Origin of the sequence: Citrobacter sp. Cb041, from assembly GCF_030336655.1 — a bacterium.
GTDB classification, from domain to species: Bacteria; Pseudomonadota; Gammaproteobacteria; order Enterobacterales; family Enterobacteriaceae; genus Citrobacter; species Citrobacter braakii.
Genome location: NZ_JAOWDD010000039.1, coordinates 41,931 through 57,179, shown reverse-complemented (window position 1 = coordinate 57,179; position 15,249 = coordinate 41,931). Strand labels below are relative to the sequence as shown.

Below are 15,249 nucleotides of genomic sequence, written 5' to 3'. Positions count from 1 at the left end.
CGCTGAGTGTAGTGAGTGTAATTCTTGCTGTGAAACGCTAATATTTGCTTACTGATTTCAAATTTTTTGTAGGCAGAATATGTGGTCGGAATATTCACTTGAAGTTGTGGATGCGGTTGCGCGTAACGGTAGCTTTAGTTCGGCCGCGCAGGAGTTGCACCGCGTACCCTCGGCGGTAAGCTACACCGTGCGTCAACTGGAAGAGTGGCTGGCGGTGCCGCTTTTTGAGCGACGCCATCGGGACGTGGAATTGACGCCTGCCGGTGCATGGTTTCTCAAGGAAGGCCGCTCTGTTATCAAAAAAATGCAGATCACCCGCCAGCAATGTCAGCAAATTGCCAACGGCTGGCGCGGGCAGTTGGCGATCGCGGTAGATAACATTGTCCGCCCGGATCGTACCCGACAGATGATCGTGGATTTCTATCGTCATTTTGATGATGTCGAACTGCTGGTTTTCCAGGAGGTGTTTAACGGTGTCTGGGATGCGCTGTCCGATGGGCGCGTTGAGCTGGCAATCGGCGCCACGCAGGCGATTCCGGTGGGGGGACGCTATACCTTCCGCGACATGGGAATGCTGAGCTGGAGCTGCGTGGTGGCAAGCCATCATCCATTGGCGTCAATGCCCGGACCGCTAAGCGACGACACGTTGCGCAACTGGCCGTCGCTGGTGCGTGAAGACACGTCGCGTACGCTTCCTAAGCGTATTACCTGGCTGCTGGATAACCAAAAGCGCGTTGTGGTGCCTGACTGGGAATCTTCTGCTACTTGTTTATCTGCAGGTTTGTGCGTGGGCATGGTACCGACGCATTTTGCCAAACCGTGGATCGATAGCGGCAAATGGGTCGCGCTACAGCTGGAGAATCCATTTCCTGATGCCGCATGCTGCCTGACATGGCAACAGAACGATACGTCGCCGGCATTGAGCTGGCTGCTGGACTATTTAGGGGATAGTGAAACGCTGAATAAGGAATGGCTGCGGGAGCCCGATGAGGCTCCCGCACAACAGTCTTAACGACGGTAATCGCGGAACGGGCCGTCGGCAACGGAGCGGCGTTCTACCAGGCGCGGATGAACCTCGATAGACTGCGACTCTTCACGTTTATTCACGATACGGTCTAACAGCATGTTGAAGGCCGTTTCCCCCAGTGAATCTTTAGGCTGGTGAATGGTCGTCAGAGCCGGCGTGAAGAAGCGGGCGTTGCGCACGTTGTCGTAACCGATGAGCGAAACATCCTGCGGTACGCGCAGTCCCATCTCGTCAGCGGCGCACAGCGCACCCATCGCCATGATATCGCCACCGCAGAAGACGGCAGTCGGACGATGCGACTGTGACAGAATTTGCTGCATGGCGCGATAGCCGGATTCAGGCTCAAAATCGCCCTGCACAATCCAGTTTTCAGGAACTTTAATCAGCGCTTCTTCCATCGCTTTCATAAAGCCTGCCAGACGCCCGGCTCCGGTATTACGCTCCATTGGTCCTGGGATCACGCCAATCTCACGATGACCGCGTTCTACCAGATACCGACCCGCCATGTAACCGCCTTCGAAGGCGTTATCAATGACCGTATCGGTAAAGTCGGCTTTAGCTTCGCCCCAGTCCATGACGACCATCGGAATATGGCGGTACTCTTCGAGCATCGAAAGCAGCGACTCCGGATACTCAGAACACATCACCAGCAGACCATCAACGCGCTTTTGCGCCATCATCGACAGATAAGCCTGCTGTTTTTCGAGGCTGTTCCATGCGTTACCCAGAATCAGGGTATAGCCTTTCTGGAAACAGTTTTTCTCAACGGCTTCGATAATTTCAGCGAAATAGGCCGCTTCGCTGCTGGTGGCCAGCAAGCCAATAGACTTGGTGTGATTCACCTTCAGGCTGCGCGCCACGGCGCTCGGAGAATAGTGCAGCTCTTTGATCGCCGCCCAGACAGCATTACGCGTTTCTTCCGCGACAAAGCGCGTCTTGTTAATTACGTGTGATACGGTTGTAGTGGAAACGTTTGCTCGCTTCGCTACATCTTTAATTGTTGCCATTACATCTCACTCCAGACCATATCCTAAGCTCCTGAGAATACTCCAGGTAAACGTTTGCCTTAACACACCCTTAGCGCAACGTAAGGGTTGCGGCACGCCGGGAAAACGACACGGAACGTCAGGAAGGGGTCAATGGCCGGTACGCTAATCAAGTAAGCGTGGAATTTTGTCTGATCTTAACGAAAAGGGGAAGAGTTAAAAGCAGTTATCAATATAAATCGTGAGAGATTTTTGCTTTCAAGTGTGTAAAAATGCGCAATATCACTTTTTGTGTGGGAATAAAAAGGAGAAAACTTGATGAGCACCGATCTGAAATTTTCGTTAGTGACTACCATTATTGTTCTGGGTTTGATCGTCGCGGGTGGCCTGACCGCAGCGCTGCATTGATTTCCCCCGAGGGAGTTCGCTCTCCCTCATCCTTTCCGCTTGCCTTTCCCGTCGATTGTTTGCGAATAAGCAAAAGTCTTTTGCAATTTTGTTAACTTTATTAATTTTGCGATCAATGTCATGCTTTTGACTCTTATTTTATGTCGCGCCCCGGCTCGACGTTACGGAGTCGAAATATGAAACTCAATTATCCTTTACTGGCGCTGGCGATCGGCGCGTTTGGCATTGGCACCACTGAATTTTCGCCAATGGGATTATTGCCCGTCATTGCCAAAGGTGTGGATGTCTCGATTCCCGCGGCCGGAATGTTAATCAGCGCGTATGCGGTTGGGGTGATGGTGGGGGCTCCGCTGATGACATTACTGCTGTCCCATCGTGCGCGACGTAATGCGTTGATATTCCTGATGGCGATTTTCACGCTGGGCAACGTGCTTTCGGCTATCTCGCCGGATTACACCACCCTGATGTTATCGCGTATTTTGACCAGTCTGAACCATGGGGCATTTTTTGGTCTTGGCTCCGTTGTCGCTGCAAGCGTAGTACCCAAACATAAGCAGGCCAGCGCCGTGGCAACCATGTTTATGGGGTTGACCATTGCCAATATTGGTGGCGTTCCTGCGGCGACCTGGCTTGGTGAAACCATCGGCTGGCGTATGTCGTTTATGGCAACGGCGGGTCTGGGCGTCATCGCCATGGTCAGCCTGTTCTTCTCATTACCCAAAGGTGGGGCGGGAGAGCGCCCGGATGTCCGTAGCGAACTGGCGGTACTTATGCGTCCGCAGGTGCTGTCGGCGCTGCTGACGACCGTTCTGGGAGCCGGGGCGATGTTCACACTTTATACCTATATCTCACCAGTGTTACATACGATCACCCATGCCACACCGGCGTTTGTGACCGGTATGCTGGTGCTGATTGGCGTTGGCTTCTCAATCGGTAACTATCTTGGTGGCAAACTGGCTGACCGTTCCGTTAACGGTACGCTGAAAGGCTTTTTACTGCTGCTGATGATTATTATGCTGACCATTCCTTTCCTGGCGCGTAATGAGCTGGGTGCGGCAGTTAGTATGGTGGTCTGGGGGGCAGCGACGTTTGCGGTCGTTCCGCCGTTGCAGATGCGCGTGATGCGCGTTGCCAGCGAAGCGCCTGGATTATCATCGTCAGTCAACATTGGCGCGTTTAATCTGGGGAATGCTCTGGGTGCCGCAGCCGGTGGGGCGGTGATTTCCGGTGGGTTGGGCTACAGCTTTGTTCCGGTGATGGGGGCAATTGTGGCGGGGCTTGCGCTGCTGCTGGTCTTTATCTCGGCGCGCAAACAGCCTGAAGAGGCTTTCACTACCGCGAATTAATGCTAAAACGCAGAAGGGTTCTCCTTCTGCGTCATCTTTTTTATGCTGCGAAGTTCTTCGCAACAAATTCCCAGTTCACCAGCGCCCAGAAGTTTTCCAGGTAGCCAGGACGGGCATTGCGATAATCGATGTAGTAGGCGTGTTCCCACACGTCAACGGTCATCAGCGGCGTCGCGTCGGTGGTCAGCGGTGTACCTGCATTGGAGGTGGAAACGATAGCCAGTTTGCCATCCGTTCCTTTTACCAGCCAGGTCCAGCCAGAACCGAAGTTTTTAATAGCGGCATCGGTGAACTGCGCTTTGAAATCCGCAAAGCTGCCAAAGGAGGCGGCAATTGCTTCGGCCAGTTTACCGGTAGGTTCGCCACCTGCGTTCGGTGCCAGGCAGTTCCAGTAGAACGTGTGGTTCCATACCTGTGCTGCGTTATTGAATACACCGCCTTCAGAGCTACGTACGATCTCTTCCAGTGATTTGCCTTCAAACGCCGTGCCTTTAATCAGGTTGTTCAGATTAGTCACGTAAGTTTGATGGTGTTTGCCATAGTGATATTCCAGCGTTTCGGCAGAAATGTGCGGTGCCAGAGCATCTTTGGCATACGGTAATGCAGGTAATTCAAACGACATTGCTTCTCTCCTTATTATTTATATTGAGTACACACAATAGCCTCATTGTGAGTAAGGATAGGGTAGCAAATTGAAAGGTTATGCAAAAGAAGAACTTACCCTACAGCATGTACTGTAGGGTAAGTTTTTAACGAATTGTTTTTGGCGTCATTACCCGACGAGCGCCCACATAGTGGCGCTGCCAGTAATCTTCACTCAGAGAGGTGATTTGAATTTCCTGGCCGCTGCGCGGTGACTGAATAAACTTACCGTTGCCAACATAAACGCCAACGTGATCGGCAGTTCCACGCCCCTGGGTACGGAAAAATACCAGATCGCCATTTTTCAGTTCGCCACGTTCAATCGGCGCAGCATCGCGCAGATGATACATTTCGTTCGCTGTACGTGGAATGCGGAATTTCACCAGATCTTTATAGGCGTAATAGACCAGACCGCTGCAGTCAAACCCGGTTCTTGGTGAGGTGCCGCCCCAGCGATAAGGCTTGCCGATTTGGTTCATCAGCGTGGACATGGCGGTTTTAGTGGCTTTCTGCACTTTCACTTTATGCGCCTCAGCCAGCGTCGTTGGTGCGGTGGTTTTCACTTTTACACAGCGCGGCTTATGACCTTTGCGCGGCGTGCATTTTTCAGTCCAGGTAACGGCAGCGGTTTGTGCTGCGGTGTTTTTACCACGACGGATTGCTGTTTTGGTCGACTTTGCCGGAGCGGCAGTGCGATGTTTAGAAGAAGAAGCGGTTTTGGTGCTGGTTTTGCTGGTGGTTTTTGTCGCCGTTTTTTTGCTGGTCTTTGTTGTTTTTTGGCTGGTTGTTGCGCTTTTCTTTTTATCTACCGTTTTGATGGTGTGGGAATGGGTAGGTGTCGTCCTGGCCTGCTTGGAAGCATGAGCCATGGGCGTAAAGGGCAGTGTAGTAAAAAGTAAAGCACAGAGCGTGATCGAGATTCGGTTTATCCGCGCCACTGAGCAATCCTCTGGTAAGGCAGGTCTATCATGCCTGCGTGTGATTTTCAAAACTTGATGATTCTAATCTATAGAAAGAGGGAAAGTTAATAGCTTTTTTGTTTAAAACTACGTTTCGTAACCGACCGCAAAAAAAATCAGCAATTAAAGTTGGCGTTGGTGAATGAATAATCAAATCCACAGGCTTTAAGGGGATAAATGAGATTGTGAATGCAACTTTTGGCGTCAGGGGATAAAATAATAACGCGTAATGAAAATGTTATTTTCCGTTGCCTGTCTGACCCGCTACAATGTCAGACTACTGCCGTAAAAGAAGTTTAAGGAAGCAAGATAATGAGCACCACTATCGAAAAAATCCAGCGCCAGATCGCTGAAAACCCGATTCTCCTGTACATGAAAGGTTCCCCTAAACTGCCAAGCTGCGGTTTCTCCGCTCAGGCTGTGCAGGCGCTGTCCGCCTGTGGTGAACGCTTTGCTTATGTTGATATTCTGCAGAACCCGGATATTCGCGCCGAGCTGCCGAAATACGCAAACTGGCCAACTTTCCCGCAGCTGTGGGTTGATGGTGAGCTGGTTGGCGGCTGTGACATTTTGATCGAAATGTACCAGCGCGGTGAGTTGCAGCAGCTGATTAAAGAAACAGCGGCGAAATACAAAACCGAAGAGCCGGACGCTGAATAATATCAGCGTAAATAAAAAAGCGACCTTATGATGGTCGCTTTTTTTATCGGTCCGTTATGCCTCTTCAGGTACGGGAAGAGGCCAGCCGCCGAGACGTTTCCAGCGGTTAACAATTTCGCAAAACAGCACGGCCGTCCGTTCGGTGTCATACAGCGCCGAGTGCGCCTGAGTCCCGTCAAATTCCATTCCTGCCGCCAGGCACGCTTTCGATAACACAGTTTGCCCCAGAGAAAGGCCGCTTAAGGCCGCAGTATCAAAGGTGACGAACGGATGAAATGGATTACGTTTGAGCGAGGCGCGTTCTGCTGCGGCCATCATAAAACTGTGGTCGAACGTAGCGTTATGCGCCACCATGATCGCCCGATTGCAGCCGCTGTCTTTAATGCCTTTACGCACCATTTTAAAGATGGCATGCAGAGCGTCATATTCGCTGACCGCGCCGCGTAGCGGATTGTTAGGGTCAATTCCGTTAAAGGCGAGGGCTTCCGGCTGCAAATTCGCGCCTTCAAATGGCTCTACGTGGAAATGTAACGTCGTGTCCGGCATCAGCCAGCCTTGTTCATCCATTTTCAGTGTGATGGCTGCGATCTCAAGCAGCGCATCGGTTTTGGCATTGAACCCTGCGGTTTCGACATCAATGACGACAGGATAAAAACCACGAAAACGGTCACACAGACCGGAAAGTTGAGCGTTATCGGACATCTGGGTCTCTTAATACGGGAAAATTGCAGCGCGTATTATGGCAAAATGATGAGTATAAAACTACGGGCACAGACGATCTGCGCCCGTGGGGAGGTTAGTCGCCCAGGCCGCGCCCGGCGTCTTTCTCTTCGATCAGTTCAATTTTGTAACCGTCTGGATCTTCAACGAACGCGATTACGGTGGTGCCGCCTTTTACCGGACCCGCCTCACGCGTGACGTTACCGCCATTCTGACGAATACGTTCACAGGCTTCGGCTGCGTTGTCTACGCTCAGGGCGATATGGCCGTAGGCAGTGCCCAGCTCATACTTGTCGACACCCCAGTTATAGGTCAGTTCGATCACGGCTTCGCTGGTTTCAGGGCCGTAGCCGACAAAGGCCAGGGAGTATTTGTATTCAGGGTTTTCGCTGGTACGCAGCAGCTTCATGCCCAGCACGTTGGTATAAAACTCGATGGAACGCTGCAGGTCACCCACGCGCAGCATGGTATGAAGTAAACGCATCTTTTTCCCCTTCGAAAATGGCTAATACATTCAAAATGTTGTTTTAGTATAGCGGCGTTGTTACGCCGCTATCAATGGCAGAACGGAGTTTGTGACATTAGAGGGTAGGATAATCGGTGTAACCTTCCGCGCCGCCGCCGTAGAAGCTTTCGGCACGTTGCGGATTCAGCTCCGCTTTACGCTGCAGGCGCGCAACCAGATCCGGGTTTGCGATATAGGCGCGACCAAAAGCAACGGCGTCGATCAGGCCCTTCTCGATCAGTGCTTCTGCTTTTTCAGGTGTGTAGGCACCCGCACCAATGATCGGACCGTGGAAACGTGCACGAACTTTTTCGCGAAACGCATCGGAATACGGCTCGCCGCCAGCCCAGTCTGGCTCAGACATATGCAGGTAAGCGATTCCGCGCTTGCCCAGTTGTTCAATCAGATACAGCGCATCGGCTTCTTCGTTCGGGCCGTTGTCAACGTTCTGGAATGAGCCAATCGGAGATACGCGAATACCAATGCGATCGGCACCCCATTCTTTAATACCGGCATCGACAACTTCCAGCACCAGACGCGCACGATTTTCGACGCTACCGCCGTATTGATCGGTACGCTGATTAGACGTTGGCGACAGGAACTGGTGCAGCAGATAGCCGTGAGCGGAGTGCAGTTCAACCATGTCGAAACCCGCTTCGCGCGCGTTGGCAATCGCCTGACGGAAGTCATTAACGATGCCGGGAATTTCTTCAGTTTCCAGCGCACGCGGCATTGAGGTATCCGCACGCGTTGCCAGACCATTTTCATCACGCAGCGAGGTCCGGGTTCCGGCGCTAATCGCGGAAGGTGCGACCGGTGCCTGACCGTTGGGCTGCAGACTGGCGTGAGAGATGCGCCCGGTATGCCACAACTGGACCGCAATATGACCTTGCTCCGCATGTACGGCAGCGGTGATTTTTTTCCATGCGGCAATTTGCGCTTCGCTGTGTAAGCCGGGTGCCCCCGCATAGCCTTTCGCCTGTGCGGAAATCTGTGTAGCTTCACTGATGATAAGACCCGCGCTGGCACGTTGACGGTAATACTCGGCCATCAGCGGAGTAGGGATGTCGCCAGGCTCAATGCTGCGCAGACGCGTCAGTGGCGCCATGAATACGCGGTTTGCTGCCGTAATAGCACCCACTTTCAGTGGGGAAAAAAGTTTTTCAGATGACATATGGCACTCCTGAATAGACCGGTCGTCTAGTAATAAAAGAAATAAAAACGCCTGTTAAACGGCAGGCGTAGTAATGATGGTTTTAACGTGCGCCAGCGCATTTTCCAGCGGGGTGGCGCTACGAGAAATCTTGGCCTGCAGGTTGGCGCCCAGCCACAGCGCATACAATACCTGCGCCTGCTGTAACGGCTCGCCAACAAAGGACAGACAATGGTTTGCCTGACCTTTCTCCAGCGCCTGCGCTAACAGCGCAATAATGTGCCGCGCGCCTTTATCCATCGCCGTGCGCATATCTTCTGACAGATCGCACACTTCGGCAGACAGTTTTACGGTTAAACAACCGCTGATAATGCCGTGCTGGCTAAACTGGTTCAGGGTTTCCTGATAGTAGGCCAGAATACGGTCGCGATAGTTTCCTGCCCCCGTATCAAAGTGCGTAGCCAGTCGCTGATGATAGGCCGCATAGTGGCGTTCCAGCATCGCAACACCGAACGCTTCTTTAGAGCGAAAATAGTGATAAAACGAACCTTTGGGGACTTCAGCGGTTTTCAGTAGTTCGCTTAAGCCCATACCGGTGAAGCCGCGCTGCATACACAGCAGTTCGCCCGTCGCCAGCAGATGTTCGCGTGTATCGTGTTCAGTGATTTTGTTCATGGGAAGGAGTGTAATAGACCAGTCGGTCTAATGCAATAGCGCTTGCGAGAAATTCAGTTAACGTCTTCAATAGGTATATCAATCTTACGAAAGGAGGGGATGTGGCCGAACAGCTGGAGTTTTTCCCCGTCCAGAGCCCATGCCGTGGAATATGTCAGTCTGACGAGCGCGGTTTTTGCCGCGGTTGTTTTCGCAGTCGGGATGAGCGTTTTAACTGGCAAAAGATGAGCGATGCCGAAAAGCAGGAAGTGCTACGGCTTTGTCGTCAGCGCCTGATGCGTAAATTACGAGCAAACAAAGCCAACCCTTCGGAAGAACCGCAACAACCTTCACTCTTTTAAAAGCGTAATTGCGTATACTCGATGCACATTCACTTATAAGGAAGCTGCTATGGTTCAGCGTATTACTATTGCGCCGCAAGGTCCGGAATTTTCTCGCTTTGTAATGGGGTATTGGCGCCTGATGGACTGGAATATGTCCGCGCGCCAGCTAGTCAGCTTTATTGAAGAACATCTGGATCTGGGCGTTACCACCGTCGATCACGCCGATATTTACGGCGGATACCAGTGTGAAGCGGCGTTTGGTGAGGCACTGAAGCTGGCTCCGCATCTGCGTGAAAAAATGCAGATTGTTACCAAGTGCGGGATCGCCACGACGGCGCGCACGGAAAATGCGCTGGGTCATTACATCACCGACAGCGCGCATATCATTGCCAGTGCGGAAGCATCGTTGAAGTTACTGGCGACCGATCATATTGATTTGCTGCTCATCCACCGTCCCGATCCGCTCATGGATGCGGACGACGTAGCCGACGCGTTCAAAAAATTGCACCATAGCGGAAAAGTGCGTCACTTTGGCGTATCTAACTTCACCCCGGCACAGTTCTCACTGCTGCAATCGCGTCTGCCGTTCACGCTGGCGACTAACCAGGTTGAGATCTCACCGGTACATCAGCCGCTTCTGCTGGATGGTACTTTAGATCAACTGCAACAACTGCGCATTCGTCCGATGGCCTGGTCCTGCCTCGGCGGTGGTCGTCTGTTTAATGACGATGCGTTCCAGCCATTACGTAATGAACTTGCCGCAATCGCAGAAGAGTTAAACGCGCAGTCCATTGAGCAGGTGGTGTACGCCTGGATTTTGCGTCTGCCGTCTCAGCCGCTGCCGATCATTGGCTCAGGGAAGATAGAGCGTGTACGTGCTGCCGTTGAGTCTGAGTCATTGAACATGTCTCGCCAGCAGTGGTTCCGTATTCGCAAAGCTGCGCTGGGTTACGACGTACCGTAATCGCGTTTTTGACGCTTCTCCGTTCAAATTTGTGTCACTGGTTTACACTTATCAATCAGACACCTTTTGGACGGAGGTCTTATGAAGCGTTTGAGTTTGGCCATTATTACTCTACTCGCCTGTGCAGGTGCGCAGGCTGCCAGTGAAGAAAAAGTGACGATGAATCTGGTAACGTCGCAAGGCGTCGGCCAGGCGATTGGTACGGTCACTATTGCTGAAACCGGGAAAGGGCTGGAGTTTACGCCCGATCTGAAAGCGCTGCCGCCGGGTGAACATGGCTTCCATGTGCATGCGAATGGCAGTTGCCAACCGGCGATTAAAGAAGGAAAAGCCTCAGCCGCGGAATCGGCTGGAGGCCATTATGATCCGCACCAAACCGGCAAGCACGAAGGCCCCGAAGGCGCAGGCCACATGGGCGACCTGCCGCTGCTGGTGGTGAATAACGACGGTAACGCCACAACACCGGTCATTGCGCCGCGGCTGAAAACGCTCGATGAGGTTAAAGGCAAAGCGCTGATGATCCATGTCGGTGGCGATAATATGTCCGATCAACCAAAACCGCTTGGCGGTGGCGGAGCGCGCTACGCCTGTGGCGTTATCAAATAATCAATTGCCTAGCGTACCCGGCGGAGGCGCCTGTTCGAGCTGAGAAAGCGAGCAGTGTAGTCGCCAGATAAGCGCCGACAGTTCTTGCGCCGCAGGTTGATGATGGTGGGCGAGCGTGTCGCAAATACGCTGTAGCTCACTCAGCGTGGCATTCAGCGGTCGTTGCTGAACGCCGCGCTCACTCATTACGTCGCGAAGCAGCGAAATACACACGTCTCTGACGCGAGCCAGAGGATCTGAACGCACCTCCCAGGTGCGCAGTTGCCACACCACGTGCGAGCAGTTCAGCAAGACAACCCCCCAACGCAATAGCCAGCGTCGCGCCAGGGCATCCTGACTGTTGCTGAGCTGGCTGACGTGGTGATAGGTCAGCGACTCAAATTCGTTTTCGCTGAGCGAGGGATGTCGGCTGAGCTGATCGACAAAATCCCGGCGCAGGGCGCGAATATGGCGGCGGCCTTTCCGCGCATCCGATCCAGGCCGCAGAATGGCGAATGCCAGCCACGATAGCGCCACGCCGGTGATTTTCGCCATATTGTCATTCAGGAAATCAGCAAAATCATAAACCGGTGGATTAGTCACCGCGATAAACGATCCCATAAACACGATTAGCTGTCCCCAAAGACCCGCCAGCGCGGGCATTTGCAGCTTCAGGAGTTGCATGGTAGCGAGCAACGGGAAGAGAAACAGAATGAATTGCCAGAGGTCAGAGATTTGCACCATCAGGCCAAACTTAACCACAAAGCTAAACAGCGACAGCAGAACCAGCGTGCGCATCAGCAAAGAAAGCGACTTGAACGGCGTGGCTACGGCAGAATACAGCACGCTGCTGATGGCCGCGAGCGTTAGTGCGCCAGAGCCTGATTCCCATTGCGCGCCAATGCTCCATGCGCCGATAAGCATCAGTGTACAGAACGTACGCAATCCGCTCCAGAGAGCTTCCGCATTATCGGTATGACGGGCAAGTCCTGGCGTGCGGGCGATAGTAATACGCTCGGCGGTAACGCCATTTTCCAGTAAATGCAGATAATGACTGCTGCGTAAGTACAGCCGACAAAAATAACGCAGTCGTTGCCAGAAGGCGACGTGCCGATAGTCGCGCGCATCGAGAGGACGCAGGGGGGCGATAATACGCGCGACGGTGTAGGTGTCGGTATTGGATTTGACCAGCTCGCTGAGCAGTTGTTCGATGATTTCCCGGGTATTAGCCGGGGGAGTGGGCCAGTTCAGGAGCATCCTGCGCAGACTGGAGATCACGCTGGTCATACGTAACTGCTGATGCAACAGCGAATTGAGCAACGCATTTTGACGGCGAAAACGATAGTGACTCCAGAACGCCTGAATACGCAGCAGGTTCATGGTAAGAATCTGACCGATAACACCTTCATGAGCTGTGCGAATCGCATCTGTTGTCTCCGGTTGCCAGAGTAAGCTGGCATGCTCCAGTAAACGCGAATGCATGTTTTTCAGCGCGGTAAGCAGCGTAGTGCCATCGGAGGTGCTGGGGAGGATCATCATCATCATGCCGCCGCACAGGATACCGACGATGACCTCGCATACGCGGGCCTGAGCGATATCCCACAACTGCGTAATCTCTATGGTATTGACCATGGGAAAAGCAATGATCGCCGCCGTATAACCGGCCAGTTGAAAGGCATAGGCGACGTTATTGGTGAAATGCGCGCATGCCCAGGTACAAAAACCGATCCACACTGACATGCTCAGCAAAAACAACCACGGCTCATTGAGGGTATGACCGGCAATAATCAACGCGGCGGTGGCACCCAGCAAGCTACCCGCAACACGACCCAGACTTTTGCTGATAACCCCGCCGACGGTGGGAAAGCTGACCACTGCCGCCGAGGTCATCGCCCAGTAGGGCTCATCCAGATTCAGGTAATAGGCGAACGTTAACGCCAGACACATCGCAATGGTATTTCGCAACGCATAACGCCACTGCGCTACCGTGGCTTTAAACCACGGCCAATGGCCTGGCATCAGGTGGGACAGTTTCATTTACGCTGGCCGATAGACACGCTGCAGGTCGTACCAGAAACCAGGGTGACATCCTGCGGCAGAGCGTCGAATTCGATGCGGACCGGAACGCGTTGGGCCAGACGCACCCACGGCACATTGGGTTTGATGTCGGGAATCAGACCGGAATCGCTTTCCACACTTTGGTCGTAGATGGCGCGACCAATACTGGATACGTGACCCTGTAACTTTATGTTGCCGCTGTAGAGCGTGATAACCGCAGGCGCACCTTCACGAATGTGGCGCAACTTGGTTTCTTCAAAATACCCCATCACATAGAAAGAGTGGCTGTCGACAAGGGCAAACAGGGGCTTACCGGTTGAGGCGTAGTCTCCAATACGAGTTGAAAGGTTGGTTACCCAGCCCGCTACGGGCGCTTTGACCACCGTCTGCGTCAGTTGCCACTGTGCCTGGCGCAGACTGGCCTCGGCTGCTTCAACGCTGGCCTGCATGGCTTTCACGTTGAGGTTAGCAGTATCCAGATCTTCGGCTGAGATATAATTTTGCGATAAATGACGGCGGCGGTTGGCTTCGTTATTGGCTTTCGCCAGATCGGACTGCGCCTTCGCCAGCTGCGCTTGCGCATTTAGTTCAGCAATGTGAAACGGCGTCTTATCGATGATAAAAAGGATATCGCCTTTGTTCACAAACTGGTTATCTTTTATATTGAGTTCGCTAATGCTGCCTGAGACCTGCGGCGTGATGCTGACCTGCTCAGCTCGCACTTTGCCATCACGTGTCCAGGGCGATTGCATATAGTAATTCCACATCCACCATCCGGCGAAAACTGCGATGGCAGCGACTATAATGGTGGAGAAGTATTTAATGGTTTTAAGCGACATAATCACCACACAATCAGCATTACAAAGGCCAGACATACGCAAAGCGTAAAGAGTGACAGATCCATTAACAGGGGATGCCAGATTTCGCCGGAGTAAATCCAGTCGCGCAGCAGGCGATGAACAACCAGCCAGAGAATAAATCCTGCTACAAACGCCTTGAAAACAGGAGGGAAGTAGACAGATGCTCCGATCATTAAATCTTGTAGGGGCAATCCTGTTGCATTAAACATAAACTTCACGGGCAAAATCCTTGGCGGAAGAGAGCATTGCTATAGGTTTAGCAAAAAAGAGACAATGAGTCTCTGTAACGCATAATGTCTGAAAAAATGTCAGCCGGTAAGCAAATTTGGCAATACATTTGTTTTGGGAATACAAATGCTGCACACTATTCTAAAATCAGCATAATAACTTAGCAAGCTAATTATAAGGAGATGAAATTGGAATCGCCATTAGGTTCTGATCTGGCACGGTTGGTGCGCATTTGGCGTGCTCTGATTGACCATCGCCTGAAACCTCTGGAGTTGACGCAGACGCATTGGGTTACGCTGCACAACATTCATCAATTGCCGCCTGATCAATCGCAGATTCAGTTGGCTAAAGCGATTGGCATCGAGCAGCCTTCGTTGGTACGCACGCTTGACCAGCTGGAAGAAAAGGGACTCATTTCACGACAGACTTGCGCCAGCGATCGTCGGGCAAAGAGAATTAAACTGACAGAAAAAGCAGAGCCGCTGATTGCAGATATGGAAGCGGTTATCAACAAGACGCGTGGAGAAATTTTGGAAGGGATTTCAGCTGAGGAAATTGATCTGCTGATTAAACTGGTCGCCAGACTGGAACACAATATTATTGAACTGCAGTCACAGGGCTGAAACGATAAGATGACGTGTGGCCAGAGCCTGACCACACGTGAATTCGATTAACGTGGAGACACGGTAACCTGGCTGCCGTTGTTAGCCATAACAACGCGCTGGCCAGCTGAGAACTTGGTCGCACCCTGTTTCTGAACCACCATGATAGTATTACCGTCGTCCTTACGGATTTCCAGTTCTACACCCTGGGTTTTATTCATCGCACCTTGTACGCCTTGACCCGCTACGCCACCGGCAACTGCGCCAGCCGCCGTGGCTAATGAACGACCCGTACCGCCGCCGACGGTGTTACCCAGGAACCCGCCGAGTACCGCACCACCAATGGCGCCAATCACGTTTGCGTCATCGCCACCCTGGATTTGCACCGGACGAACATGAACAATTGTACCGTAGGTAACGTTCTGAACTTGTTTCGCTTCGGATGCGGTGTATACGTCGCCTGAAAGGCTATCATTGTTAACGCAGCCCGCCAAAGACACACCCATTAATGCAACAATCAGCACACGTTTAATCATTTACAAATCTCC

General features: G+C 52.5%; 18 protein-coding genes and 1 pseudogene. 8 read left to right on the top strand and 11 right to left on the bottom strand.

The window, feature by feature from the left end; all coding sequences use genetic code 11:
* Positions 1 to 79: 79 nt before the first annotated feature.
* Positions 80 to 1,012: a DNA-binding transcriptional activator PunR gene (gene punR / locus OGV52_RS13235; RefSeq protein ID WP_019076726.1), complete on the top strand. Its 933-nt coding sequence runs from the start codon at positions 80 to 82 to the stop codon at positions 1,010 to 1,012.
* On the opposite strand, the gene purR is transcribed toward punR, so the two are convergent.
* Positions 1,009 to 2,034, bottom strand: coding sequence for an HTH-type transcriptional repressor PurR (gene purR, locus OGV52_RS13230; RefSeq protein WP_003832757.1), 1,026 nt, complete (start codon positions 2,032 to 2,034; stop codon positions 1,009 to 1,011). The two genes, punR and purR, sit on opposite strands and share 4 nt — an antisense overlap.
* A gap of 297 nt (positions 2,035 to 2,331) precedes the next feature.
* Here purR and cydH point away from each other — a divergent pair, with 297 nt between their 5' ends.
* Both cydH and OGV52_RS13220 read left to right on the top strand, forming a co-directional pair.
* The gene (gene cydH, locus OGV52_RS13225) at positions 2,332 to 2,421 is read left to right on the top strand and encodes a cytochrome bd-I accessory subunit CydH (protein WP_003029209.1); all 90 of its coding nucleotides are present in this window, start codon (positions 2,332 to 2,334) and stop codon (positions 2,419 to 2,421) included.
* A gap of 176 nt (positions 2,422 to 2,597) precedes the next feature.
* Positions 2,598 to 3,767, top strand: a complete 1,170-nt coding sequence (locus OGV52_RS13220; protein ID WP_047500542.1) for an MFS transporter — start codon at positions 2,598 to 2,600, stop codon at positions 3,765 to 3,767.
* Between the two features lie 40 nt (positions 3,768 to 3,807).
* On the opposite strand, the gene sodB is transcribed toward OGV52_RS13220, so the two are convergent.
* Together sodB and OGV52_RS13210 are read right to left on the bottom strand one after the other, a co-directional pair.
* On the bottom strand, positions 3,808 to 4,389 hold the full coding sequence (gene sodB, locus OGV52_RS13215; RefSeq protein ID WP_016152988.1) for a superoxide dismutase [Fe]: 582 nt from the start codon (positions 4,387 to 4,389) through the stop codon (positions 3,808 to 3,810).
* A 127-nt stretch (positions 4,390 to 4,516) separates the two neighbouring features.
* Positions 4,517 to 5,347 (bottom strand): C40 family peptidase, encoded by an 831-nt coding sequence (locus tag OGV52_RS13210; protein WP_287108619.1) that lies wholly within the window; start codon positions 5,345 to 5,347, stop codon positions 4,517 to 4,519.
* Between the two features lie 333 nt (positions 5,348 to 5,680).
* Between OGV52_RS13210 and grxD the strand changes: the two genes are divergently transcribed.
* Positions 5,681 to 6,028, top strand: a complete 348-nt coding sequence (gene grxD, locus OGV52_RS13205; protein WP_003832760.1) for a monothiol glutaredoxin 4 — start codon at positions 5,681 to 5,683, stop codon at positions 6,026 to 6,028.
* A gap of 54 nt (positions 6,029 to 6,082) precedes the next feature.
* On the opposite strand, the gene rnt is transcribed toward grxD, so the two are convergent.
* From rnt to OGV52_RS13185, 4 genes are all read right to left on the bottom strand, one after another.
* Positions 6,083 to 6,730: a ribonuclease T gene (gene rnt, locus OGV52_RS13200; protein WP_016152990.1), complete on the bottom strand. Its 648-nt coding sequence runs from the start codon at positions 6,728 to 6,730 to the stop codon at positions 6,083 to 6,085.
* Between the two features lie 94 nt (positions 6,731 to 6,824).
* Entirely contained in the window at positions 6,825 to 7,232 is a 408-nt protein-coding gene (gene gloA, locus OGV52_RS13195; RefSeq protein WP_003029198.1) for a lactoylglutathione lyase, read from the bottom strand.
* Positions 7,233 to 7,329: 97 nt separating this feature from the next.
* Entirely contained in the window at positions 7,330 to 8,427 is a 1,098-nt protein-coding gene (locus tag OGV52_RS13190) for an alkene reductase (RefSeq protein WP_003029197.1), read from the bottom strand.
* A 54-nt stretch (positions 8,428 to 8,481) separates the two neighbouring features.
* Complete coding sequence (locus OGV52_RS13185; RefSeq protein WP_016152991.1) at positions 8,482 to 9,081, bottom strand: TetR/AcrR family transcriptional regulator; 600 nt, start codon at positions 9,079 to 9,081, stop codon at positions 8,482 to 8,484.
* Positions 9,082 to 9,182: 101 nt separating this feature from the next.
* On the opposite strand from OGV52_RS13185, the gene OGV52_RS13180 reads away from it, so the two are divergent.
* The 3 genes from OGV52_RS13180 (at position 9,183) to sodC (ending at position 10,974) form a co-directional block, all read left to right on the top strand.
* Complete coding sequence (locus tag OGV52_RS13180) at positions 9,183 to 9,422, top strand: DUF1289 domain-containing protein (protein ID WP_016156428.1); 240 nt, start codon at positions 9,183 to 9,185, stop codon at positions 9,420 to 9,422.
* A gap of 49 nt (positions 9,423 to 9,471) precedes the next feature.
* Positions 9,472 to 10,368: an aldo/keto reductase gene (locus tag OGV52_RS13175; RefSeq protein ID WP_047500538.1), complete on the top strand. Its 897-nt coding sequence runs from the start codon at positions 9,472 to 9,474 to the stop codon at positions 10,366 to 10,368.
* 81 nt (positions 10,369 to 10,449) lie between these two features.
* A complete protein-coding gene (sodC, locus tag OGV52_RS13170) occupies positions 10,450 to 10,974 on the top strand; it encodes a superoxide dismutase [Cu-Zn] SodC (RefSeq protein ID WP_016156429.1) in 525 nt (174 codons plus the stop codon).
* Here the strand turns inward: sodC and OGV52_RS13165 are convergent.
* The 3 genes and pseudogenes from OGV52_RS13165 to OGV52_RS13155 form a co-directional block, all read right to left on the bottom strand.
* Positions 10,950 to 12,990: pseudogene (locus tag OGV52_RS13165) on the bottom strand (FUSC family protein). The gene sodC and the pseudogene OGV52_RS13165 overlap by 25 nt on opposite strands.
* Positions 12,987 to 13,850, bottom strand: a complete 864-nt coding sequence (locus OGV52_RS13160) for an efflux RND transporter periplasmic adaptor subunit (RefSeq protein WP_287108618.1) — start codon at positions 13,848 to 13,850, stop codon at positions 12,987 to 12,989. Before OGV52_RS13160 ends, OGV52_RS13165 begins: the two are co-directional and overlap by 4 nt.
* Before the next feature lie 2 nt (positions 13,851 to 13,852).
* A complete protein-coding gene (locus tag OGV52_RS13155; protein ID WP_016156432.1) occupies positions 13,853 to 14,089 on the bottom strand; it encodes a DUF1656 domain-containing protein in 237 nt (78 codons plus the stop codon).
* Between the two features lie 192 nt (positions 14,090 to 14,281).
* Between OGV52_RS13155 and slyA the strand changes: the two genes are divergently transcribed.
* On the top strand, positions 14,282 to 14,722 hold the full coding sequence (gene slyA / locus OGV52_RS13150; RefSeq protein ID WP_019076732.1) for a transcriptional regulator SlyA: 441 nt from the start codon (positions 14,282 to 14,284) through the stop codon (positions 14,720 to 14,722).
* A gap of 47 nt (positions 14,723 to 14,769) precedes the next feature.
* Here the strand turns inward: slyA and slyB are convergent, their stop codons facing one another.
* Positions 14,770 to 15,237, bottom strand: a complete 468-nt coding sequence (slyB, locus tag OGV52_RS13145; RefSeq protein ID WP_046276343.1) for an outer membrane lipoprotein SlyB — start codon at positions 15,235 to 15,237, stop codon at positions 14,770 to 14,772.
* Between the last annotated feature and the right edge of the window lie 12 nt (positions 15,238 to 15,249).